Annotated in this window: 22 protein-coding genes; 13 read left to right on the forward strand and 9 right to left on the reverse strand. The window is 62.7% G+C overall.

Annotated elements, in window-relative coordinates; translation table 11 throughout:
* Positions 1–100: 100 nt before the first annotated feature.
* On the reverse strand, positions 101–256 hold the full coding sequence (locus OS914_RS10270) for a hypothetical protein (RefSeq protein ID WP_267545974.1): 156 nt from the start codon (positions 254–256) through the stop codon (positions 101–103).
* Between the two features lie 171 nt (positions 257–427).
* On the opposite strand from OS914_RS10270, the gene OS914_RS10275 reads away from it, so the two are divergent.
* On the forward strand, positions 428–1,330 hold the full coding sequence (locus tag OS914_RS10275; RefSeq protein WP_420713928.1) for a sigma-70 family RNA polymerase sigma factor: 903 nt from the start codon (positions 428–430) through the stop codon (positions 1,328–1,330).
* Positions 1,327–1,587, forward strand: coding sequence for a mycothiol system anti-sigma-R factor (gene rsrA, locus OS914_RS10280; RefSeq protein WP_267545976.1), 261 nt, complete (start codon positions 1,327–1,329; stop codon positions 1,585–1,587). The genes OS914_RS10275 and rsrA overlap by 4 nt, the downstream gene beginning before the upstream one ends.
* On the opposite strand, the gene OS914_RS10285 is transcribed toward rsrA, so the two are convergent.
* The 3 genes from OS914_RS10285 to OS914_RS18225 form a co-directional block, all read right to left on the reverse strand.
* The gene (locus tag OS914_RS10285; protein WP_267545977.1) at positions 1,584–2,075 is read right to left on the reverse strand and encodes a group III truncated hemoglobin; all 492 of its coding nucleotides are present in this window, start codon (positions 2,073–2,075) and stop codon (positions 1,584–1,586) included. The two genes, rsrA and OS914_RS10285, sit on opposite strands and share 4 nt — an antisense overlap.
* Entirely contained in the window at positions 2,072–2,281 is a 210-nt protein-coding gene (locus tag OS914_RS10290; protein WP_267545978.1) for a helix-turn-helix domain-containing protein, read from the reverse strand. Before OS914_RS10290 ends, OS914_RS10285 begins: the two co-directional genes overlap by 4 nt.
* Positions 2,282–2,415: 134 nt before the next feature.
* The gene (locus tag OS914_RS18225; protein ID WP_104061284.1) at positions 2,416–2,490 is read right to left on the reverse strand and encodes a 50S ribosomal protein bL37; all 75 of its coding nucleotides are present in this window, start codon (positions 2,488–2,490) and stop codon (positions 2,416–2,418) included.
* A 156-nt stretch (positions 2,491–2,646) separates the two neighbouring features.
* Between OS914_RS18225 and OS914_RS10295 the strand changes: the two genes are divergently transcribed.
* The 3 genes from OS914_RS10295 (at position 2,647) to OS914_RS10305 (ending at position 4,965) form a co-directional block, all read left to right on the forward strand.
* Positions 2,647–3,612, forward strand: coding sequence for a zinc-binding dehydrogenase (locus OS914_RS10295; protein ID WP_267545979.1), 966 nt, complete (start codon positions 2,647–2,649; stop codon positions 3,610–3,612).
* 81 nt (positions 3,613–3,693) lie between these two features.
* Positions 3,694–4,008 (forward strand): GNAT family N-acetyltransferase, encoded by a 315-nt coding sequence (locus OS914_RS10300; RefSeq protein WP_267545980.1) that lies wholly within the window; start codon positions 3,694–3,696, stop codon positions 4,006–4,008.
* A 78-nt stretch (positions 4,009–4,086) separates the two neighbouring features.
* Entirely contained in the window at positions 4,087–4,965 is an 879-nt protein-coding gene (locus OS914_RS10305) for a Rieske (2Fe-2S) protein (protein ID WP_267545981.1), read from the forward strand.
* Here the strand turns inward: OS914_RS10305 and OS914_RS10310 are convergent.
* Positions 4,962–5,561 carry a GDSL-type esterase/lipase family protein gene (locus tag OS914_RS10310; RefSeq protein WP_267546100.1) on the reverse strand — a complete coding sequence of 200 codons (600 nt, stop codon included), beginning with the start codon at positions 5,559–5,561 and terminating at the stop codon, positions 4,962–4,964. The two genes, OS914_RS10305 and OS914_RS10310, sit on opposite strands and share 4 nt — an antisense overlap.
* Before the next feature lie 118 nt (positions 5,562–5,679).
* Positions 5,680–9,621 (reverse strand): multifunctional oxoglutarate decarboxylase/oxoglutarate dehydrogenase thiamine pyrophosphate-binding subunit/dihydrolipoyllysine-residue succinyltransferase subunit, encoded by a 3,942-nt coding sequence (locus OS914_RS10315; protein WP_267545982.1) that lies wholly within the window; start codon positions 9,619–9,621, stop codon positions 5,680–5,682.
* Between the two features lie 387 nt (positions 9,622–10,008).
* Here OS914_RS10315 and guaB1 point away from each other — a divergent pair, with 387 nt between their 5' ends.
* From guaB1 to OS914_RS10345, 6 genes are all read left to right on the forward strand, one after another.
* Entirely contained in the window at positions 10,009–11,523 is a 1,515-nt protein-coding gene (guaB1, locus tag OS914_RS10320; protein ID WP_267545983.1) for a GMP reductase, read from the forward strand.
* A 355-nt stretch (positions 11,524–11,878) separates the two neighbouring features.
* Positions 11,879–13,267, forward strand: coding sequence for a hemolysin family protein (locus OS914_RS10325; protein ID WP_267545984.1), 1,389 nt, complete (start codon positions 11,879–11,881; stop codon positions 13,265–13,267).
* On the forward strand, positions 13,264–14,340 hold the full coding sequence (locus OS914_RS10330) for a hemolysin family protein (RefSeq protein WP_267545985.1): 1,077 nt from the start codon (positions 13,264–13,266) through the stop codon (positions 14,338–14,340). Before OS914_RS10325 ends, OS914_RS10330 begins: the two co-directional genes overlap by 4 nt.
* Before the next feature lie 138 nt (positions 14,341–14,478).
* Entirely contained in the window at positions 14,479–15,402 is a 924-nt protein-coding gene (locus OS914_RS10335; protein ID WP_267545986.1) for a metal ABC transporter solute-binding protein, Zn/Mn family, read from the forward strand.
* A gap of 80 nt (positions 15,403–15,482) precedes the next feature.
* Complete coding sequence (locus OS914_RS10340) at positions 15,483–16,268, forward strand: metal ABC transporter ATP-binding protein (RefSeq protein ID WP_267546101.1); 786 nt, start codon at positions 15,483–15,485, stop codon at positions 16,266–16,268.
* Positions 16,268–17,182 carry a metal ABC transporter permease gene (locus OS914_RS10345; protein WP_267545987.1) on the forward strand — a complete coding sequence of 305 codons (915 nt, stop codon included), beginning with the start codon at positions 16,268–16,270 and terminating at the stop codon, positions 17,180–17,182. The genes OS914_RS10340 and OS914_RS10345 overlap by 1 nt, the downstream gene beginning before the upstream one ends.
* A gap of 20 nt (positions 17,183–17,202) precedes the next feature.
* Here OS914_RS10345 and OS914_RS10350 read toward each other — a convergent pair whose 3' ends face one another.
* Positions 17,203–17,706: a Fur family transcriptional regulator gene (locus tag OS914_RS10350; protein WP_267545988.1), complete on the reverse strand. Its 504-nt coding sequence runs from the start codon at positions 17,704–17,706 to the stop codon at positions 17,203–17,205.
* Between the two features lie 147 nt (positions 17,707–17,853).
* Between OS914_RS10350 and OS914_RS10355 the strand changes: the two genes are divergently transcribed.
* Complete coding sequence (locus OS914_RS10355) at positions 17,854–18,510, forward strand: MBL fold metallo-hydrolase (protein ID WP_267545989.1); 657 nt, start codon at positions 17,854–17,856, stop codon at positions 18,508–18,510.
* A 336-nt stretch (positions 18,511–18,846) separates the two neighbouring features.
* Here the strand turns inward: OS914_RS10355 and OS914_RS10360 are convergent, their stop codons facing one another.
* Together OS914_RS10360 and OS914_RS10365 are read right to left on the reverse strand one after the other, a co-directional pair.
* Positions 18,847–19,380: a hypothetical protein gene (locus OS914_RS10360; protein ID WP_267545990.1), complete on the reverse strand. Its 534-nt coding sequence runs from the start codon at positions 19,378–19,380 to the stop codon at positions 18,847–18,849.
* A 679-nt stretch (positions 19,381–20,059) separates the two neighbouring features.
* Complete coding sequence (locus OS914_RS10365) at positions 20,060–21,118, reverse strand: helix-turn-helix domain-containing protein (protein WP_267545991.1); 1,059 nt, start codon at positions 21,116–21,118, stop codon at positions 20,060–20,062.
* A 145-nt stretch (positions 21,119–21,263) separates the two neighbouring features.
* On the opposite strand from OS914_RS10365, the gene OS914_RS10370 reads away from it, so the two are divergent.
* Positions 21,264–21,560, forward strand: coding sequence for a hypothetical protein (locus tag OS914_RS10370; RefSeq protein ID WP_267545992.1), 297 nt, complete (start codon positions 21,264–21,266; stop codon positions 21,558–21,560).
* Positions 21,561–21,666: the final 106 nt, after the last annotated feature.

Consider the following 21,666-nt stretch of genomic DNA (forward strand, 5'->3'; position numbering starts at 1 on the left):
CGGTAGAGGAATCAAGATCTAGATAATCTGATTCTCTCCCAAGGCCCTCACCTCAACCGAAACAACCTCCAGCCGCGGACTCCTCACGCGGCAGCCCCGACTACACTCTCAATTCTGAAGAGCCATTAAAAGCTCCGAACGGCCAGCCGGAGCCGATAATTGAGCCGATGGCGGCAAAGAGCAAACCGATCGGACCGAGATGGCGTTTGAGTTTCACTTCCGGACGGCTGGTGGTGGTTGCCGTGTTGTCCTGCATCTTCGGCTCCTGCCTCGGTGAACCCCGATCCCGGCACTCTCACGCGGGATCCGTTTGGCAAGAGCATTGTCGGCGGAAGCCGCTGAGACAAAGAAGCGCTATCGCTAGAACGCGGAATACGAGGAGGCGCCTACTGGTTGAAGCTAGCAAGACCAACATGGGGAAGGACCAATGAGCACCTTACTTTTAGCGGCCCCGCCCACCGTCGGCCTGTGGCAGGGACCAATTCGGCAGACAACCGCACAGCCGGTACCAGTAGACTTGGCCCTGATGAATAGCACCGAGCATGCCGACACGCTGGCCACCGGAGACGATGCGGAAACGGCTCCCGAGCTGACTCCTGCGCAGCTGGCCGAGGGGTCCGTCGATGTCGCCACGGAGACGGCGGCCGCGCGCCGCATCCGGTTCGAACGCGACGCCATGCAGTACGTGGATCAGTTGTATTCAGCGGCCATGCGGATGGCCCGAAACCCCTCGGACGCCGAGGACCTGGTGCAGGAGGCCTACACCAAAGCGTTTTCCGCGTTCCACCAATACCGCCCCGGGACCAATCTCAAGGCGTGGTTGTACCGTATCCTCACCAACACTTACATCAACCTTTACCGCAAACGCCAGCGGGAGCCATTGCAGTCCAATTCGGACCAGGTGGAGGACTGGCAGCTGGCAAGGGCCGAGTCACATACTTCCCGCGGGCTGCGCTCGGCCGAGGCTGAGGCGATGGACCATCTGCCGGACAATGATGTGAAACGTGCGCTGCAGTCCATCCCGGAGGAGTTCAGACTGGCAGTCTATTTTGCAGACGTTGAGGGTTTTGCGTACAAAGAGATCTCGGAAATCATGAACACGCCGATCGGCACCGTTATGTCCCGGCTGCACCGCGGGCGCAAACTGCTGCGGGACATGCTTGCCGATTATGCGCAGGAGCGCGGCTTCCGTGCAAATGGTCCCGATTCGGCAGGTAAAACTGCGACCGCGGACGCCCAGAGCGCAAATACCGTTGCGGCCTCACCCGCCGTTGCGCCGGTGAACACCGTCAGCGGTACGGGAAGTAATGATCAGGAGAAAAGTAAATGAGCGACTGCCGGAGTTTAGGTGATTGCGACGACTCGCGCATGGTGCGGATCTATGAATATCTGGACGGTGCGCTGTCCTGTGACGACTTGGCCGAAATCAAGCAGCACCTGGACGGCTGCCCGGACTGTGCTCAGGATTATGACTTGGAGTGTGTGATCCGTACCGTGGTCAGGCGCTCCTGTAAGGAAGCGGCGCCGGAAAACCTCAAGGCCGCCATCCTGGAAAGAATCCACGGCAGCCGGGCCGCCCAAGTCTAGCGGGCACTGTCCGGCTCGCCGCTGGAGCCGGAATCTTTGGGACGGGGCTTAGGGGCAGCCGCGGGCTGGAAGGCCGCGGGTTTGATCGAGCCGATGGTCGTGAAATCGCTGGGACTTTTTCCGCGGACTCTGCGGTGGATGGAACCGGCTATCCTGGCTGCTTGGAGTTTTGCCAACTCTGCTTTTTCGCCGGCATAGAGATCGTCCACTGTGCCGGTCCAGAGCTCAAGCCAGCGATCGAAGTGTCCTGCCGTAAGTTCCACCTTGGCATTGAGATCCAGGTGGATCGCCAGCGCGTTCCGTCGGTAGAGGCCGGCCCGGAACAGGACCGTTTCCCAGAAGTCAGCCATAATTGGCAGGTGCTGCTCCAGTTCCATCCGCGCGACATCCACAAAGACTGGTCCCAGCAGCTGATCCGCGAAGGCCCGCTGGTAAAAGGTCCTGACGAGCAGGATGACGTCCGAGCGGTCGTACAGATCAGCCTTCACGGTTGGCTCCTGTCCGGGGCTTGGTGAAAAGCCCGGTAGCTCAATTGCGGCCGTCCGCGGCGGTGCGGGGCATTCTGGACGACTTCGCTGAGGGCGGCCCGGATCAATTCCTTGAGGTGGAACCGGATAGTGCTCAACTGCAGGTCCAGCCGGTCGGCAAGTTCGACCGCTGTCGCTGCTGTTCGGGAGGCTTCGGGTTGGGGCACGCGGTCAGTCTACGACTAGAAATGATGGTTCTCGATTCAATTCGGCAAATGGACTCCTCAGCGGCTTCGCGGGAAAAAGGAAACCTCCCAAACCAAATGGTTCAGGAGGTCTCTTTCAGCCTTGAGCACAAGGGTTAAGCGTTGGGACGCTTACCGTGGTTTGCGCCGCCACGCTTCCGGTCACGACGCTTGCGTGCACGTTTGGACATAGCTGCCTCCCATCTTCTAAAACGATTTGGAAAAGATCCGCCCTCTAGTCTCCCACATGCCGTACGCGCTGACCTAACCGGTGTCCGCCGCCGTCGACCGTCCCGCACGGGGTGAATCGATAAGATCGAGGTACGTCCAGCCAAAGGAGTCCTGTTATGCGTGCTGTGTTTGCCACCGCTATTTCCGCCGACGATCCCCTGTCCGGATTGGAGGTTGGCGAGCTCGACGACGTGGTCGGTCCGGCCGGCTGGGTCAAGGTCAGGTTAAAGACGTCAGCGCTGAACCATCACGATCTGTTTTCACTCCGAGGGATGGGACTGAGCGCCGATAAGCTGCCGATGGTTTTGGGATGCGACGGAGCCGGCGTCGACGATGAAGGATACGAGGTAATGGTGCATTCCGTGATCCCTACCGACGGTTGGCGCGGGGACGAGACGCTGGACCCCAAGCGCAGTCTGCTGTCCGAGCTGCATCCGGGGACGTTTGCCGATTATGTCTGGGTCCCTGCCGCAAATGTGCTGCCCAAACCGGCCGAATTGAGCTGGGAACAAGCAGGGTGCTTATCAACTGCGTGGCTGACCGCCTTCAAGATGCTCTTTTCGGTCTCGCCGGCCGGTCCTGGTTCCACCGTTCTGGTTCAAGGCTCCGGGGGCGGCGTGGCAACGGCCCTGATCGCGATGGCTGCGAAAGCGGGCTTCCGGGTCTGGGTGACCGGACGGACCGAGGCCAAACGGGCCGCAGCCCTGAGCCTGGGCGCGTCGGAAGCCTTCGAGTCCGGAGCGCGATTGCCCGAGCGCGTCGACGTGGTCTTTGACTCCGTAGGCCAGGCAACTTGGAATCATTCGCTGAAGAGCCTCAAGCCGGGAGGCGCCATTGTTACCTGCGGTGCGACCAGCGGCTCCAATCCGCCGGCGGAGCTGAGCAGGGTCTTTTTCACGCAGCTGAGGATTTTGGGATCCACCATGGGCAGCCGGTCAGAATTCCAGCGGCTGGCACAGTTCCTGGTCAGCTCCGGGGCCCGGCCAATGATTGATTCCGTGCTGCCGCTGGAGCGGGCCAGGGAAGGATTTGACCGGATGCTCAGCGGAGAGGTCCACGGAAAGATTGTGTTCCAACACTGAGAGCGCACGCGCTGGGCGGTTGTCTGCGCCGAGAAGAGCTGGACGGTTGTTTCCCCAGCGAAGAAGTGCAAGGCTCTGGGTATGAGCACGGATGCCAGCACGGACGTTTCCATGGACCGCCGGGACGACCGGAAGCACTATGAGGCGCTCGTCGGCGCAGAGCCTGCGGTGACCATCAGCTACTTGGAGCGCCCGGAAAGCGTCGACTTTGTGTACACGGAAACCGTGGAGAAGTTCCAAGGTCAGGGGCTGGCGACGAAGCTTGCGCTTTTTGCCCTGCAGGATGCCGTCAGCCGGGGAAAGCGGATCATCCCGCACTGTGCTTTTGTTGCCGATATTGTCAGCAGCCGCGAGGAATATGAAGGCAAGGTCGATTGGCCAGGGACAGGCGCCTAGTTCGCATATTCACCGGGTGCAGGCGAAGCTACGCAGCAGGACCAGTAAGTACCGAAGGTAGTAAAGGCAGGAGAAACCGTGAAAACGCTTCCGCTGTTGAACGCCGTTGACCGTCTGGAGAACCTGAAAGCGCTGGACCCGGTGGCCGGAGCCGTCCGGGATCTGGTGAACCGGGCTGTCCGGCCGCGGTGGTTGCGGGATGTATTGCACGGAGTCCCACTGGGCCACCCGTTACATCCATTGCTGGTGCAGGTACCCATGGGCGCGTGGATCAGCGCGGCCGTGCTCGACTGCCTGCCCGGTGGTGCTCCTGCTGCTACCTCGTTGGTAGCAGTCGGGCTCAGCACAGCGGGGCCATCAGCGCTGGCAGGTTATGTGGACTTCTCCACGCTCCATGAACAGCAGCAGCGTGTCGGCGTGCTGCACTCCGCTGCCAATCTGTCCGCCGTCGGCCTCTACACGGGATCCTTGCTGCAACGCCTCCGCGGCAGATCGCGAAGCGGGAAGGTGCTCGGGTTTGCCGGTCTTGCCGTCGTGATGGCCGGCGGCTGGCTGGGTGGGCATTTGGCTTTCCGGCAGGCCGCCGGCGCTAACCACGCCGAGGATGTTCCGCACCTGGTCCGCCCCGGTTGGCAGCCACTGGTGCGTCTGGACGAACTCACCGAGGGCAAAATGGAGCGCCGGATGCTCAGCACTGTTCCGTTACTGGTCCTGCGGACAGGGCAGGACGGGGTGCATGTTCTGTCGGACACCTGCAGCCACCTCTCCGGACCGCTAAGCGAAGGGAAGCTGCAAAACGCTGACGGGGCGGCCTGCGTCGTGTGTCCGTGGCACACGAGCGTTTTTTCCCTTGTTACCGGTGAGGTCGTGCACGGCCCGGCTACCTCACCGCAACCTGTCTTCCAAACGCGCGTCATTGACGGCACAGTGGAAGTCTGCCTGCCGGAAGCAGGCTAGAGGGCTTCGGGGATGTTAAGCCACTGATACCAGCCGCGGTGCAGGACCAGCCACGCCATCAGACCGTAGCCGGCCTGCCCTGGCATGCCGCCATTCGCGGCCAGATCGGTGCGCCACTGCTCGTGATTCTGCAGCGGGGAGAACGTATCCACGTACCGGTGCTTGCGGCGGGTGGTGACGTCTGCAAAGGCCGTGTTGAGCTCCGCCAGTTTCTTGTTCAGGGCCGGGTCAAGGCTGGGCGGGGGGCCGACGACGAAGGCCGGGATGCTCAGTTGGGCGGCGCCATCGAGAATGTTTGCCAGGTTTAGCCGGCTGCGGGCCGTGGACAGACCAAAGTCAATGTCGCGGCCGGAGAGTCCGATGACCAGCCGGTTTTCGTGAAAGTCGTCAAAGCGCCGATCGCACTCCTGCCGCCAGCGCGCGGCCAGCGCCTCGGTGCCTTCCTGCGGGCTCGCCAGCGGATACGCCTCTAGGGAGATCCCCTCCTGCGGGGTGCGGGCCAGCACACGGCCGAGCCAGCCCAGCGCACGGGGATCGCCCACGCCCGCAATGAGCTCATCTCCGACCGCGGCAATCCGCAGTTTCCTGTCCTCCACTATTGACCTTTCATGTGCTGCGTTAGGAACTGCCGTGACGGTAGATGCCCCGGTGCTGGATGTTACTGCCATAGCGGATGTCCGGTCTGCAGTGCAGGCCGGACATCCGCGGTTGGTACTACTGGCGTTCGAACGCTTTCTTCAGCAGGAGAGCCTGCTCGACGGCATGTCGCTTTGCTGACCCGGTGGCCGTTGAGGCCGAGGCAGGCCGGGATACCAGACGCAGCTTGCGGTCCAGTTTCGGCGCCAGGTTCAGACCCATGAACGGCCATGGTCCCTGGTTGGCGGGCTCATCCTGCGCCCAGACAATGTCGGCGTTCGGGTACTTGGCGAGCTCGGCACGAATCTCTGCCAACGGCAACGGATACAGCTGCTCCACCCGGATAATCGCAGATTTGCTGTCCTGCGCTTTCTGCCGGGCCGACAGCAGATCGTAGTACAGCCGCCCGGAGACGAGGACCACGCGTTCGACGGCGTTGCCATCCTGCACTGCCTCGTCACCGATGATCGGGCGGAAGCTGCCCGCAGTGAAGTCCTCCACGGCCGATGCGGCTGCCTTCAGGCGCAGCAGCTGCTTGGGGGTAAAGACAATCAGAGGTTTGCGCGGCTTGCTGTATGCCTGGCGGCGCAACAGATGGAAATGCGAGGCGGGAGTCGTCGGGTTGGCGACGATCATGTTTTCCTCCGCGCACATCTGCAGGTAGCGCTCGATCCTGGCTGACGAGTGGTCCGGACCCTGACCTTCGTAGCCGTGCGGCAACAGCAGCACCAGGGAGGAACGCTGGCCCCACTTCTGCTCGGCCGAGGAAATGAATTCGTCCACGACCGTCTGGGCGCCGTTGGCGAAGTCGCCGAACTGGGCCTCCCAGATGACGAGGGCGTCCGGGCGCTCCACCGAGTAGCCGTATTCAAAGGCCATGGCGGCGTATTCGGACAATAACGAATCGTAGATCCACAGTTTCGCCTGTGAATCGCTCAGTTCGGTCAGCGGCGTCCATTCACTGCCGTTGGCGCGGTCGTGGAAGACAGCATGGCGCTGGACGAACGTGCCGCGGCGGGTGTCCTGACCTGCCATCCTGACAGGAACGCCCTCCATCAGCAGCGAGCCAAGGGCAGCGAGCTCGCCAAAGCCCCAGTCGATGTTGCCTTCCCGGGACATCTGATCGCGCTTTTCCAGCAGCGCCTTGAGCTTCGGGTGGACTGTGAAGCCCTCCGGTACGCTCACGTGCGCGTGGCCGATCTGCGCCAGTACCTCCGTGGTGATGGCCGTGGACTTCGGCGTGTTCACGCCGCCGTCGGCCTGCTGCGCGGAGGGCCGCTCCAGATCCGAGATTGCCTGCGAATCGTCGGTGATGATCGGGATGGGGGACGTCTGCGCGGCGTGGGTTTCCGCGAAGACGCGTTCCAGCCGCTCCTGGTAATCCCGCAGTAACTGCTCGGCCTCTTCCTCGGAAATGTCACCGCGGCCGATCAGGGCTTCGGTGTACAACCGGCGGACCGACCGCTTGGCCTCGATCAGGTTGTACATCAGGGGCTGCGTCATGGAGGGGTCGTCGCCCTCGTTGTGCCCACGACGCCGGTAGCAGACCATGTCGATGACGACGTCCTTGCGGAATTTCTGCTGGAACTGATAGGCCAGCTGAGCCACCCGCACGACTGCCTCTGGGTCATCGCCGTTGACGTGGAAAACCGGCGCCTGGATCATTTTCGCCACGTCGGTGGAGTACACCGACGAGCGCGACGACGACGGCGCGGTGGTGAATCCAACCTGGTTGTTCACCACGATGTGAATGGTTCCGCCGGTGCGGTAACCGCGCAGCTGGGACAAGTTCAGCGTTTCCGCGACAACGCCCTGCCCGGCGAAGGCGGCGTCTCCGTGCACCATGACCGGCAGCACGGGGAAGGCCTCGCCCCGATCGAGTCGGTCCTGCTTGGCGCGGACGATGCCTTCTATGACGCCGTCTGCGGCTTCCAAGTGGGACGGGTTCGCGGCCAGGTAGACCTTGGTGGTATTGCCGCTGTCCGAGGTGAAGGTGCCTTCAGTACCCAAATGGTACTTCACGTCCCCGGAGCCCTGCACACTGCGCGGATCCTGGGTTCCCTCAAATTCACGGAACACCTGCGCGTAGGTTTTGCCCGCAATGTTGGTGAGCACGTTCAGGCGGCCGCGGTGTGCCATTGCGATCGCCACCTCGTCCAGACCGTCGTCGGCAGCGTCGGAGATGATGCTGTCCAGCAGCGGAATCAGCGATTCGCCACCCTCCAAGGAGAAACGCTTCTGGCCGACGAACTTGGTCTGCAAAAAGGTCTCAAACGCCTCCGCCGCGTTGAGCTTGGAGACAATCCTCAGCTGTTCTTCGCGGCTGGGCTTGGAATACGGGTGCTCCAGCTGGTCCTGGAACCAGTGGCGCTGGGCGGGATCCTGGATGTGCATGTATTCGATGCCCGTGGTGCGGCAGTAGGCATCGCGGAGCACGCCGAGGATGTCGCGGAATTTCAGCATCGGCTTGCCGCCAAAGCCGCCGGTGGGCCATTCGCGGTCCAGGTCCCACAGGGTCAGTCCGTAGGTCAGCACGTCCAGATCCGGGTGCTTGCGCTGGACATATTCCAGCGGATCTGTGTCCGCCATGAGGTGTCCGCGGACCCGGTAGGAGTGAATCAGCTGTTGGATCCGGGCCACCTTGTTGATCTGGTCGGCGGGATCGACCTGCAGGTCGTGGCTCCAGCGGACCGGCTCGTAGGGGATCCGCAGGGATTCGAAGATTTCGTCGTAGAAGTTCTGCTCACCCAGGAGCAGCTGCTGGACCAGCCGCAGGAACTCCCCGCTGCCGGCCCCCTGTATTACCCGGTGGTCATAGGTGGAGGTCAGCGTGAGGACTTTGCTGATGGCGTTCTGCGCCAGGATCTTGGCGCTGGTGCCCTGGAACTCGGCGGGGTAGTCAAGGGCGCCGACGCCGATAATGGCGGCCTGTCCCTTGGATAAGCGCGGCACCGAATGCACCGTGCCGATCCCCCCGGGGTTGGTTAGCGAGACCGTGGTGCCCGAGTAGTCATCGGCGGTCAGCTTACCGGTACGCGCACGCTTAATCAGGGCCTCGTAGGTATGCCAGAATTCGGAGAAGTTGAGCGTCTCCGCCTTCTTGATATTGGGTACAACCAACAGCCGGGAACCATCTGGCTTGGGCATGTCGATGGCGATGCCGAAGTTGACATGCGCGGGCTGGACCGCAACCGGCTTGCCGTCGGCCTCGTCGTAGTGGACGTTCATGGAAGGGAACTGGGCCAGTGCCCGGACCACGGCGTAGCCGATCAGGTGGGTGAATGAGACCTTCCCGCCCCTGGCCCGGCCGAGATTAGAGTTCAGCACCACGCGGTTGTCGATCAGCAGCTTGGCAGGGATGGCGCGCACGCTGGTGGCAGTGGGCACCTCCAGGCTGGTAATCATGTTCGTGGCGATGGCCTTCGCCGGTCCACGCAGAACGGTTTTCGTGTCCTCTTCGGGAACCGAGTTGTCCTTGGCGGTACGGGGGAGTTGGGCAGGTATCGGTGCGGAACCGTTCCGGGCCGCGTCCTTGGCCGGACCCGGCTGGGGTGCTGGCGTGGGAGCTGCGGCACCGGTGCGGGCAGCGGCGGCGTCATTAGCGGGAGCTGCGGAAGGGGCAGCGGGGGTAGGGGTGGCACTGGGCGCGTTGGCAGCGGGTGCGGTTGCCGCTGGAGCGGCTGCGGGAGTGCCAACCGCAGCGGCTGGTTTTGCTGCTGCCGGCGCGTTCGAAGGCTCGGCTGGGGCGGCTGACGCGACCGGTTTCGCGGGAGCCGACGTTGCACCAGCTGCTGCCGGCACGACGGGAAGTTCCCTGGTTATCGGGTTCGCCGTCCCTTCAGTGGACGAGCGGCTTCCATTACCCGTGGTTCCGCCGTCTGAATCGAAGGATTCAAAGAGCGGCCACCACTTGGTGTCGACAGACTTTTTGTTCTGTTGATACCGCTCATAGAGCTCGTCAACGAGCCACTCGTTTCCGCCAAAGTCCTCGGGTAGACGGTGGATAGGTTGATCTGGCACGTGAAATACGCCTCTTCCGTGAGTTCTAGTAGCCCGCTGACAGACCCCGACGCACGCGGGAGCTGCTCCTGCGTTCTGACCGCGCGGTTTCTGCCGATACTCTGCCTTGTCCGGACCGGGTCTTCAAACCTTCGCCCCATGACAGTCTAGTGAGAAGTACAAGGCGCAGGCCAATCTGGCTCCGGCCTGCGCGGAGTTTTTGGCTAGACTCGTCACGTTGGCACGAACGGGCCGAAAAGGCCCGTCGGCGACATGAATTTAGTAGTGACAGTAATTTTGTAGTGACGGAGTTTTGGTAGCGACGGGATTATTGCCGCGGTCATTGTAGCGACAGAATTTTCCCGGCACGTTCCGTCCTCTTTTTTCGTCCAATCGAAGGTTGTGCCCATGCGGTTCCTGAACACTCCCAGCACAGATCTGACGTATTCTGACGTTTTTCTCGTCCCGTCGCGTTCGGACGTGGCCTCCCGTCTGGACGTGGACCTGTCCAGCAGTGATGGAACCGGAACCACTATTCCATTGGTGGTGGCCAATATGACCGCCGTGACGGGTAAGCGCATGATGGAGACCGTTGCCCGGCGGGGCGGTCTGGCGGTTTTGCCGCAGGACATTCCGCTGCCGGTAGTCAGCAACGTGACGAGTTGGGTCAAACAGCGGGACCTGTTGTTCGAAACTCCACTGACGTTAACGCCGCAGGACACGGTGATTGACGCGCTGCACCTGATGAGCAAGCGGCCGCATAATGCCGTGCTGATCATTGCAGGACCGGAGGGGGACGACGGCGGCGCGGGCACCTTTGTGGGACTGGTCCGGGCAGCCGATTGCGCGGACGTGGACCGTTTTTCCTCGCTCCGGTCCGTTATGCACAGCAACGTGGTGACAATTGATGCCGCTCCTTTTGATCACGTTGATCACGCGGCTCCTTTTGACAGCTCTGCCGTGGCCGGTCTGCATGATGGCGCCCTTCGCGATGCCTTTGAACTGCTCGACGCCGCCGGCTCCGATTTTGCCCCGGTGCTCCGGGATGGCAAGGTGATTGGCGCTCTGACCCGCACGGGGGCCCTGCGGTCGACGATTTACCGGCCCGCGGTGGACAATACCGGCGCGCTTCGGGTGGCGGCCGCCGTCGGCATTAACGGTGATGTGCAGGCGAAGGCCATTGCACTGCTCGAAGCGGGTGTCGATACGTTGGTGGTGGATACGGCCCATGGGCACCAGCGGAAGATGATCGAGGCGGTACAGGCTGTGCGCAGGGTGGCCGATGATGCCCGGATCGTGGCGGGCAATGTGGTCAGCGCCGACGGCGTCCGCGATCTGGTGGCGGCAGGAGCCGACATTATTAAGGTCGGGGTGGGGCCCGGTGCCATGTGCACTACCCGGATGCAGACCGCCGTCGGCCGCCCGCAGTTCTCCGCCGTCCACGAGTGTGCCGCCGCCGCCGGGGAGCTGGGCGCCGCGGTATGGGCAGACGGCGGGGTGCGGTATCCACGCGATGTTGCGTTGGCGCTTGCCGCGGGAGCCAGTCAGGTCATGATCGGCTCCTGGTTTGCCGGCACGTACGAGAGCCCGGGCGACCTGAACACGGACAGCGAAGGACGCCGCTATAAGGAAAGCTTCGGGATGGCCTCGGCGCGGGCAGTCCAGCACCGCACGCAGGGCGACGGCGCCTTTGACCGGGCCCGCAAGGGCTTGTTTGAGGAAGGGATTTCGTCCTCCCGGATGTACCTGGACCCGGCCCGCCCCGGGGTGGAGGATCTGCTGGACCTGATCACCGCCGGACTGCGCAGTTCGATGACTTACGCGGGCGCCCGCAATCTGGCCGAATTCCACCGCAACGCCGTTGTGGGCGTGCAATCTGCTGCCGGGTACGACGAAGGCCGCCCGCTGCGAACCAGTTGGTAGCCGGCTGGCGTCGGGGCCTGTGCGCGGGGCCGATGCTAGCGGTGACGGCGGGAACCCTGAGCGCTTTCGATGGGTCAGCGTGCGGGAGCAGGACCGGTGGCGAGAAGGCCATAATGTAGACTGAGAGTCTCATGGACAGCAATTCTAGGGGCCGGCACCCGGGTCTGGACTGTGGAACCAACCACAGATCCTTGGACCACGCACCTGCCGGCAGACCCCGTACTCGTGCCCATCGTACTTCCGCTGACTCAACCGCCACAGGCTCTACGGCCGGCTGCGCAACAGGCGCATCCGACCGGCCTCCGCCTGCCGCGTCCGACAGGCGTGCGGAACCCTGGGGCAGGGGGAACGGCTGATGGAATGGCTGCTCTTACTCGTCGGACTCCTGCTGATCCTGGGCACCGGGTTCTTCGTCGCCGTTGAATTTTCCCTGCTGGCTCTTGACCAATCGACGGTGCAACGGGCCATCGACGGAGGGGATGGCGCTGCGGTCCCGCTGCTGCACTGCCTGAAATCACTGTCCACCCAGCTCTCCAGCTGCCAGTTGGGCATTACCCTGACCACGCTCTTGACGGGGTTCGTTATGGAGCCGTCGGTAGGCGTTTTGCTGGCCCGTCCGTTGACTGGTGTTGGGTTGGATCCGTCCGTGGTGCAGCCCGTCGCGCTAACGGCTGCTATGATCCTGGCCACCTTGCTGTCAATGCTGATCGGCGAATTGGTGCCCAAAAACATGGCAATCGCCCGCGCTTTTGAGATCGGCCGGGCCTTGGCACGCCCCCAATTGGTCTTCACTGCCATCTTCAAGCCGGCCATCCTGGCGCTCAATGGCTTTTCCAATCGCGTGCTCCACCTCTTTGGCCTGGAGGCGAAAGAGGAAATTTCCGGAGCCCGCTCGCCGGCCGAGCTTGCCTCGCTGGTTCGGCGTTCTGCTGACATGGGCACACTGGACGCACGGACCGCCAGTTTTGTGGCCCGAACGCTGAAGTTCGCGGACCGGACGGCCGCGGATGTGATGACGCCGCGGATTCGGTTGGTCAGTATCGAAGCGGATCAGTCCGTGGCGGATATTGTCGAGGCCGTGCGCCGGACGGGGCATTCGAGGTTCCCGGTGATTGGCGACTCGCCCGACGATGTCCGGGGTGTGGTGCATGTGAAAAAGGCCATCGCCGTCCCGTCCGGCAAACGGGCGCAGCTGCAGGCCGGTGCCATCATGACGGACGTCCTGCGTGTTCCGGAGACCATCCATCTGGATGCGCTGCTGACCGAACTCCGGGAGGGGAACCTGCAACTGGCCGTGGTGCTGGACGAGTATGGCGGCACGGCCGGAGTCACCACCTTGGAGGACCTGGTGGAGGAAATTGTCGGCGAGGTCTCCGACGAACACGACCGGACCAAGCCGGGTGTACTGCAAAGTGCCGCCGGAGAATGGTTCTTCCCGGGTCTGATGCGTCCGGACGAGGTCTCCGAGCAGGTGCCCGGACTGAGTGTGCCGGACGAATCGAGCTATGAAACCGTGGGCGGCTTTGTGATGGCGGCCCTGGGCAGGATCCCTCTCGTGGGCGACCTTGTCGACGTGGGCGGAGGACAGCTGGAGGTGGAACGGATGGACCGGCGAAGGATTGACCGGATCCGCTTCATCCCCGCTGCGGTGATCGAAGATTATCCGGAATCCGCCGGCGGTGCGCAGATGCCCAGTCGCGATGTGCCCAGTCGCGATGTGCCCAGTCGAGGTGGGGTCGGATGAGCGACTGGTCCGGCATCCTCTGGCTGGTGCTGCTGCTGGCAGGTAATGCTTTTTTTGTGGGTGCTGAATTCGCCATCATGTCAGCACGCCGCAGCCAGATTGAGCCGCGGGCGGACGCGGGATCCGTCCGTGCCAAGACCACTCTGGCGGCGATGGAGAACGTTTCCTTGATGCTGGCCTGCTCACAGCTGGGGATCACGGTCTGCTCGCTGCTGATTCTCAACGTTTCGGAGCCGGCGATTCACCACTTACTGGCCGGCCCGTTGTCCGCAGTGGGTATCTCCGATGACATTGCAGCGCCGGCAACCTTTGTGCTGGCCCTGCTGATGGTCACCTTTCTGCACGTGACGTTTGGCGAGATGATCCCGAAGAACATTTCCGTTTCGACGGCGGACAAGGCGGCCTTGCTGCTGGCGCCGCCGCTGGTCTTCGTCGGAAGGCTGGTGAAACCGGTGATCTATTCACTGAACTGGCTGGCAAACCACATTGTGCGGCTGTTCCGGATCGAGCCCAAAGATGAGGTCACCTCAAGCTTTACCCTGGAGGAAGTCCAGTCGATTGTGCAGGAGTCCACGCGCAGCGGTCTGGTGGATGACCAGACCGGGCTGATCAACGGTGCGCTGGAGTTCTCGGCCCAAACGGCGGGCAGAATCATGGTCCCGCACGATGCTTTGGTCACCCTGCAGACGACGGCGACGCCGGTGGACTTTGAGCGTGCGGTCCGCCGCACCGGGTTCTCCCGTTTTGTGCTGGCGGACGATTCGGGGAATCTGACCGGTTATATGCACGTCAAGGACGTTATTTCCATTCCGCAGGAAAGCTATCAGCTGCCCTTTGCGGAGAGCCGGGTGCGCTCACTGGTCAACATCGGAGTCGACGATGAGATCGAAGATGCGCTGGCAACGATGCAACGCACCGGGTCGCATCTGGCCCGCGTCATTTCCTCCGACGGCGGCACTGGTGGCGTCCTGTTCCTCGAGGACGTGATCGAAGAACTGGTCGGCGAAATCCGCGACGCCACCCAGGCCACCGGGTGGCGGCGGTTGGGCGGCCGGGGTAACGGCGAGGACTGACGGCACACTCCTGGGCGCGGCGCCTTCTGCGGCGTCGCCCCGCGCCGTCCTTGATGCGAATGGTTCCTATTTGCGCTATGCTGAGACAGAGCTTATTCGTAACTATTCTCATCTAGCTGGAAGTGAAGGGCAACCATAGTGCGTCGTCTTTTGGGTATCTGCGCGGCAGGGGCTGCGGCAGCACTGTTGCTGGCTGGCTGCGGGAACGGGGCAGTAACGCCTGGAGCGCAACCGCCGACGGCGGCGGCCGGCAAGATCCGCGTGGTCACTTCCACCGATGTTTACGCCAGCATGGTGGAAAGCATTGGGGGCGACCACGTGCAGGTCAGCTCCCTGATCAACAGGCCCAGCCAGGACCCGCATTCCTACGAGGCCACGGCGCAGGACAAACTTGCCATATCCAAAGCCCAGCTTGGCGTGGAAAACGGCGGGGGCTACGACGGATTCTTCGACCAGCTTGCCGGCGGGGGAACGCTGGCAGCGGAGAAGATCCTTAATGCCACGGACATCTCCGGGCTGCGGACCGAAGCGAACAAGGATAGTTTTAATGAGCATCTTTGGTACAGCCTGCCCACCGCCGGCAGGGTTGCCGACGCCGTGGCCGCACGCCTTGCTGAGCTGGATCCGGCGGCAGGCGGCATTTTCAAGGACAACGCCGCAGCCTTTAAGGATTCCGTGGCGAAGATAAGCGCAATGCTCGCCGGCCTTAAGGCCGAGCACGCCGGGCAGGAAATAGCGGTCACCGAACCAGTCCCGCTGTACCTGATCGAGGCGGCGGGCCTGGTGAACAAAACGCCGGCGGCCTACAGCCATGCCATTGAAGAAGGGCAGGATGTCCCACCGGCGGTGTTGCGCGAAACCACTGACTTGGTTGGTAAGCACACCATCCGGTTCCTGGCGTACAACGACCAGACGGAAGGCCCGCAGACGCTCATGCTGAAGAAAGCCGCCGACGCCGCCGGAGTCCCGGTACTCAATTTCAGCGAAACGTTACCCGCAGGCCAGGACTACCTGACGTGGATGGCCGCCAATGCCGAGAGTATTAAGAAGGCGCTCGGCTAGTGAGCTCAGTTTCTTCGCCGCGGTCCGCTGCACCAGCCGTCTCGACCCTGTTGGCCGTCCCCACCGCCTCGGCGCCGGTAGTGAGCCTCGCCGAGGCCAGCTTGAGCTTTGCTGAACGCGTCCTGTGGGATGGACTGGACCTGCAGATCAAGGCGGGGGAGTTCTTCGCCGTGCTGGGACCCAACGGCAGCGGAAAGACCAGTTTCCTGAAAGTGCTGCTGGGACTGCAGACCCTCACCGGCGGAAGCGTTCGGTTAGGCGGCGAGGCGCCGCGCCGGGGAAGCAAGCACATTGGCTACATTCCTCAGCAAAAGGGCTTCGCCGCGGATACTCCGCTGCGCGCCCGTGATCTTGTCGGTCTCGGGGTGGATGGACACCGCTGGGGAGTGCGGTTGGGCCTGCGCCGGCATCGACGTCGTGTCGATGAACTGCTGGACCGGGTTGGCGCAGCCGATTACGCCAACGTGCCCGTCGGGCTGCTGTCCGGCGGCGAGCAGCAGCGCCTTCGGGTAGCCCAGGCCCTGGCCACGGATCCGGAGGTCTTACTCTGCGACGAGGCCCTGCTCTCCTTGGATCTGCATCATCAGCAAGCTGTCAGCAAGCTGATCAGTGATCAGTCCCGGGACCACGGCAGCGCGGTGGTTTTCGTCACCCACGAGATCAATCCGATCATTGAGTATGTGGACCGCGTGCTCTATCTGGCCGACGGAAAATTCCGCATCGGTGCACCGGACGTGGTGATGACCACCGAGGTGCTTTCGGACCTGTACGGCACCCATGTTGAGGTGCTGCACGCCAACGGGCGCATCGTCGTCGTCGGACTGCCGGATGCCACGACCCACGGGCACGCAACGGGAGGGCACTGATGACCTTCCAGGACTTCATGGATGCGGTTTTCAACTTCCAGAACTACGGAGAACTCCTGCCGCTGTTTCGTGACTCCATTCTGGCCGGAGCCATCTTGGGACTCGTCGGCGGGCTGATCGGCACCTTTGTGATGATGCGCGATCTGGCGTTCGCCGTGCACGGTATTGCTGAACTGTCCTTTGCCGGTGCCGCCTTTGCCTTGTTGGTGGGTGCGGACGTCATTCTGGGGTCTCTGGTCGGTTCGGTGCTGGCCGCGCTGGTGCTCGGAGTGATGGGCGTGCGGGCGCGGGACAAGAACTCCGTCATCGGTGTGATCATGCCGTTTGGCCTGGGTCTGGGAATTCTATTCCTGGCGCTGTACCAGGGCCGGGCGGCGAACAAATTCGGGCTCTTGACGGGTCAGATAGTGGCGGTAGATTCAACGGCGCTGTCCATGCTGGCCGGCGCCGCAGTCGTCGTCATTGCCGGCCTGCTCATCCTCTGGCGCCCGCTCACCTTCGCCAGCGCAGATCCGGAAATCGCCTCCGCCCGCGGGGTACCGGTCCGCATGCTGTCCTTGGTGTTCATGTTCCTGCTGGGCATCTCCGTGGCGCTGTCCATCCAGGTGGTCGGGGCGCTGCTGGTGCTGGCGCTGCTCATCACCCCCGCAGCGGCGGCGCTGCAGGTGACGTCCTCGCCCAAGCTCGTGGTGCTGCTGAGCATCGGATTCGCCATGCTGTCCACAGTGGGCGGGATCTTGCTGGCGTTGGGCGGCCGGATCCCGGTCAGCCCCTATGTCACCACGCTGTCATTTTTGGTTTACGTCAGCTGCCGCGGAATCGGCGCCTTCAGGCGCAAGCGCGGCCGCAACGGGCGGATTGTGCGCCAGGAGTTGGCCGGGCGCATCGCCGTCAGTGAACTTCCCGTTCCGTAGCAGCCAGCTGTGCTCCCGGATCACGTCCGCGTGGCCCGAGCCGAGCATTCGGGGCAGAGGCCGACAATCTCCACGGTGTGCTGGACCTCGGTGAAACCATGCGCAGCGGCCGTTGTGGCCGCCCAACTCTCCACCTCGGGCGCCTCGATCTCCACGGCTTTTCCGCAACTGCGGCACAGCAGGTGATGGTGATGCGCCGCGACCGAACAGCGGCGGTAAACCGCCTCACCGTCGGCATTGCGCAGGACATCAACCAGACCGTCCTCCGCCATGGACTGCAGGATCCGGTACACCGTGGCCAGCGCCACTGATGACCCATCCCCTTGCAGGCTCCGGTGTAGCTCTTGGGTACTGACGAAGTCGTCCAGCTGATCCAACGCCGAACTGACCGCCACACGTTGCTTCGTGACGCGCTGCTCCCTGCCGGGACGCGACTGCTCACCGCCGGCATCGGCCACCGGCGTGCCCTCGGCGGCCGATGCCGCTTCAGGGGTCGCTGCCTCGGACGTTCTTACCTCGGACATTGCTGCTGCTCACTTCCTTGCGGGGTTATCCGCTCCGCCCCTCCAGATTATCAGTGCACGATTAAGCAGCTGACGGCCCTTCGCCCGTGGTGTGCAGCTCTTGCAGCATCCCTTGGTGCACGCGCACCCCGGACGTAGGCTGAGGGCATGAAGCTGACGAAGTACACGCATGCCTGTGTCCGGTTGGAAAAAGACGGCCACGTCCTGGTGATCGATCCCGGAATCTTCTCCGAAACAGAAACGGCGCTGTCCGGGGCCGGGGCAATTCTCATCACGCATGAGCACGCGGATCACCTCGACTCCGACGCGGTCGCGGCGGCGCTGAGGGCAAACTCCGACTTGGTGCTCCATACCCTCGCGGGTATCGCAGAGGAGCTGCGAAAGAAAGTGCCCGAAGCGGCAGCCCGGGTGCACGAGGTTGCACCCGGTGCGGACTTTTCTGCGGCGGGCTTCGCGATTCGCACCTTTGGCAGTCAGCACGCGCTGATCCACCAACTGGTTCCCATCGTTGCCAACATTGGTTTTTTGGTGGACGGGGATGTCTACCACCCGGGGGATTCCTTCACAGTGCCCGACGGCGTCCAAGTACAGACCCTGCTGGTCCCCATCCACGCGCCGTGGTCCAAGACGGCGGAGGTCATTGACTTCGTCATCTCCGTACGGGCCCCGAAAGCGTTCCAGATTCACGACGCACTGCTGAACGAGCAGGGGTTGAGCTTTTCCGAAGGACATGTGGCCAAAGTCGGAGCCAACTACGGCACTGAATTCCGTCACCTCGCATCCGGCGAAAGCGTCCAGCTCTGAGAAACTGAGTCATAAAGCGGGGTAGTGAGACTTTGGCGGCTATGAACCGTCTGACCAGGTGGTTTCGCTCACGGCGAGGGATGCAGGGTGACCTTGGCCCAGGTCAGGCACGAGTAGACAGTGGTCGGGGCAGGGGTCGTGCCTTCGATGGGGACAATGCACAACGAGTCAGCTCGCTGGCGGTGGCGCCGCTCGTGACTGACCTGGCCGGCGCCGCAGGCCCCACCAGTGCAGCGGCCACTGGGCAGGGGGACGTCTGGGCGCCTGACCACGCGCGCGGAGGCAAGACAGTGCGCGGACGGCCGGAACCATTGGCAGAGATCCGCCAACTGAATGCTATGTGGAGCTCTTCTCCACGAACAGGCACTCCGCGGGCCGGTGGTTGCCGGACGACTGGCTGGCAACTTGCCTGCCGTCGATCGTGACGGTGCAGGAGATCTCGCCGGTGGCGCCGGAGGCATATTTGCCCAGCACCAGGACCTTCGTGAAGGAGGCGTCGGCGGGCAGCGTGAGTTCTTGGTCGAAAGGCAGCTTCACATCCTGCATGTCTCCGCCGTTTTCTTTGCCGTCGCCTGTCACTACGAGGGTCTTCACGAGTGCATTGGCATGGGCGCCCTCAACATGAAGGCTCACCAGGCGTCCCACCGGTACCGTCGACGGCGTGGGGTCCGTGCTTGGGGTGGTCGTGACGTCAGTGGTGGCCTCCGCGGATAACGGCTTTTGGACCGGCGAAACGGCGCTGGGTGATTCGGCGGGGGCAGCGGTTTCAGTCGTGGAGCACCCGGCCAGCGACAATCCCAGCGCTGCCATGGTGATGCCGGAAAAGGCACTCACGGCGGACTTTCTGAGGGGTGTTATCGTACTGTTCATACAGCCATACTTGCCCACGGGCCGATGGAACGAAAATTGGACGTTGGCGCGCACTGTCTGTACCGGCAGCCAACGCCGACCCGGGCGGCGATGTCAGGGGAGTTCCGTACGGCGCAAAGGCAGGCGGTGGCCAGAATAGCTGCTCCGGCGTCGCACGTCACCGCGATGCCTGCAGTGAAGTCGCTGCAACTACCGTAGGTATTCGCATCCGTCGTCGCCCCCACGGGCGCGGGTCTGACTTTTGCTGGATCGATACGGCCGGCTCGTCCGCTGGCTCGAAGTGCGTTCCGAATAGGCTGAACCTTCCGTGTGCTGTACGGCAATGCGAGGTGGGCCAGCCGACCATGACAACGGTGGCTGAAGTGATGGCTGATCTCGAAACGACTAGCGGAACCATCCACTATTCTGCGGAGCATCAACTGGCGGACGCCGTCGTGCGGCGTATCGTCCAGGCCCGGCGAGCTGAGATTGACGCAGAAGCCCGTTAGGCAAGTTTTGCTTTGCTCTCGGGTCCGCACCTGTTGCTACCTCCGCGGCCCTTGATAGCCGATCAGGTTGAGCTCTGTTCACCACGGAGCCAGCTTGCGTTTCGCGTACTACGGGCCACGTCCAGCTAGCCAAACCATAAACGCCGCCATTCACTGGATGGACCCAGCCTGTCGGGGTCATTCGTCGATCTTTAGCCCGCGCGGGTGCCGACGATCTGGGCGAGAAGTGATCGGCGATTGTGCGTCTGCGACTTTGCGAAGATGGACTTGAGGTGATCCTGCACGGTTAGTTCGGACAGGAACATTCGCTGGGCAATCAGTTTCGTGTCGCTCCCGTCTGCCAGCATGGCCAGAAGTTCTGCCTCGCGCGCGCTCATACCGTGTGCCAGGGCGAAGACCTCAAGACGTTCCTCGGGCGAGCTCGCCTCAAGCGACACTGCGATCTGCGAACCCATTCTCGCTGCACGAACGGTGATCCACGTGCCGTCGGTGAGATGCACACGAGCGCGGGCCTCATGTGAATCGACCTTTTGTTCGACCGCAAGTAGCTGAGCTGCCGCGTTATAAACGCTCGCCGGCACCGGCGGGAAATCACTGGCAGCCGGCAAGAGCGTGCGAAGCCATTCTTCCGCCGCACCGGTCTGGCTGACCACCTCGAGGTTCTCACTCAGGACAAGTACGACGGGTCCGCTGTCGCGGCGACGGGCCGACGGTACTGTCGAAAAGGTGACCGACTGACGCACACGAAGCCCACGCGTCAGCACCGGCGCGAGCTGCCGAAGAAACGTAAGCTCATCGTCATCGAACGCGTTCGGGGCGCCCCTGCGCCATAGGTCGAGAAACCCCCAGCAACCGTAACGATCGGCCATGACTATCGATGCGACGTCCTTCACCCCGTAGTCGTGGAGAACTTCCCTCCAGAGAAGGCTCCTCGCCAGATCTGCGCCCGTAGCCTCGACAAGGGAGGCAACCTGCACCCTGCGCGCAATCAAATCACTCCATCGATTAACCGCAGTCAGGTACTTGAACTTAATTAGGGAAGGCAGCTGACCGAACGCCGGAACATCCGCATGCGGGTCGGAACCGACAGTCGTCACCGGATCAGTGAGCAGCCACACGTGCGCGTCAAAGCCAACCGCACGATGCAGTTCGCGTAGTACGTCGGTGCGAAACTTCCTGGCATCCGAAGCCGCCCCACTGAGGGACTCGATCCGCTCAAGAACGTTGGCGCGTGTAAGCTCTCTGGCCATGTCTCGACAGTACGCCCAACAAAACCCCGGCTCGCGCGTTGAGATTGCGGCCGCTCACCGTTGAAAACATCCCAGAGGGCTGGGATGTTTTCTGTCCGCGACCACACTTACGCTCAGAGAACACCCACTGGAGAAAGTAAGGATCATGCCTATTCTTCGGATTGAACATCCCACTGAAGATTTCGCCACATGGAAGGCCGCGTTTGACCGGGACCCGGCAGGCCGAGGCACAGCAGGAGTACAGCAATACTCCATCTACCAGCCCGTCGACAACCCGCGTTATGTGTTGATCGATCTGGAATTCGAGACGGTCACCCAAGCAGAACGGCTCCTAGCCTCAATGAAACAGGTCTGGAGCTCCGGTGCCGCCGGACCCGCGCTCGGCGGTGAGCCGCGAACGCAGATTCTTGCGACCAAGGAAGTCACACAAATCCTGGAGTGACGTCCGACAACCGTATGGCGCGGGACTTCTTCATCGTGGCCCGACGGCGTCAAAGTACAGATGAGCGCCGCGCACCCGCGACATCTTTGAATGGAAGCGGTTCGTC

Origin of the sequence: Arthrobacter endolithicus, assembly GCF_026627425.1 — a bacterium.
GTDB lineage: Bacteria > Actinomycetota > Actinomycetes > Actinomycetales > Micrococcaceae > Arthrobacter_M.

Bases quoted from the DNA above. Each gene is read 5' to 3' on its own strand.
- OS914_RS10345 (WP_267545987.1), top strand. From the start codon at position 16,268: ATGACCTTCCAGGACTTCATGGATGCGGTTTTCAACTTCCAGAACTAC.
- OS914_RS10325 (WP_267545984.1), top strand. From the start codon at position 11,879: ATGGAATGGCTGCTCTTACTCGTCGGACTCCTGCTGATCCTGGGCACC.
- guaB1 (WP_267545983.1), top strand. From the start codon at position 10,009: ATGCGGTTCCTGAACACTCCCAGCACAGATCTGACGTATTCTGACGTT.
- OS914_RS10350 (WP_267545988.1), bottom strand. From the start codon at position 17,706: ATGTCCGAGGTAAGAACGTCCGAGGCAGCGACCCCTGAAGCGGCATCG.
- OS914_RS10300 (WP_267545980.1), top strand. From the start codon at position 3,694: ATGAGCACGGATGCCAGCACGGACGTTTCCATGGACCGCCGGGACGAC.
- OS914_RS10365 (WP_267545991.1), bottom strand. From the start codon at position 21,118: ATGGCCAGAGAGCTTACACGCGCCAACGTTCTTGAGCGGATCGAGTCC.
- OS914_RS10330 (WP_267545985.1), top strand. From the start codon at position 13,264: ATGAGCGACTGGTCCGGCATCCTCTGGCTGGTGCTGCTGCTGGCAGGT.
- OS914_RS10370 (WP_267545992.1), top strand. From the start codon at position 21,264: ATGCCTATTCTTCGGATTGAACATCCCACTGAAGATTTCGCCACATGG.
- rsrA (WP_267545976.1), top strand. From the start codon at position 1,327: ATGAGCGACTGCCGGAGTTTAGGTGATTGCGACGACTCGCGCATGGTG.
- OS914_RS10355 (WP_267545989.1), top strand. From the start codon at position 17,854: ATGAAGCTGACGAAGTACACGCATGCCTGTGTCCGGTTGGAAAAAGAC.
- OS914_RS10360 (WP_267545990.1), bottom strand. From the start codon at position 19,380: ATGAACAGTACGATAACACCCCTCAGAAAGTCCGCCGTGAGTGCCTTT.
- OS914_RS10275 (WP_420713928.1), top strand. From the start codon at position 428: ATGAGCACCTTACTTTTAGCGGCCCCGCCCACCGTCGGCCTGTGGCAG.
- OS914_RS10270 (WP_267545974.1), bottom strand. From the start codon at position 256: ATGCAGGACAACACGGCAACCACCACCAGCCGTCCGGAAGTGAAACTC.
- OS914_RS10295 (WP_267545979.1), top strand. From the start codon at position 2,647: ATGCGTGCTGTGTTTGCCACCGCTATTTCCGCCGACGATCCCCTGTCC.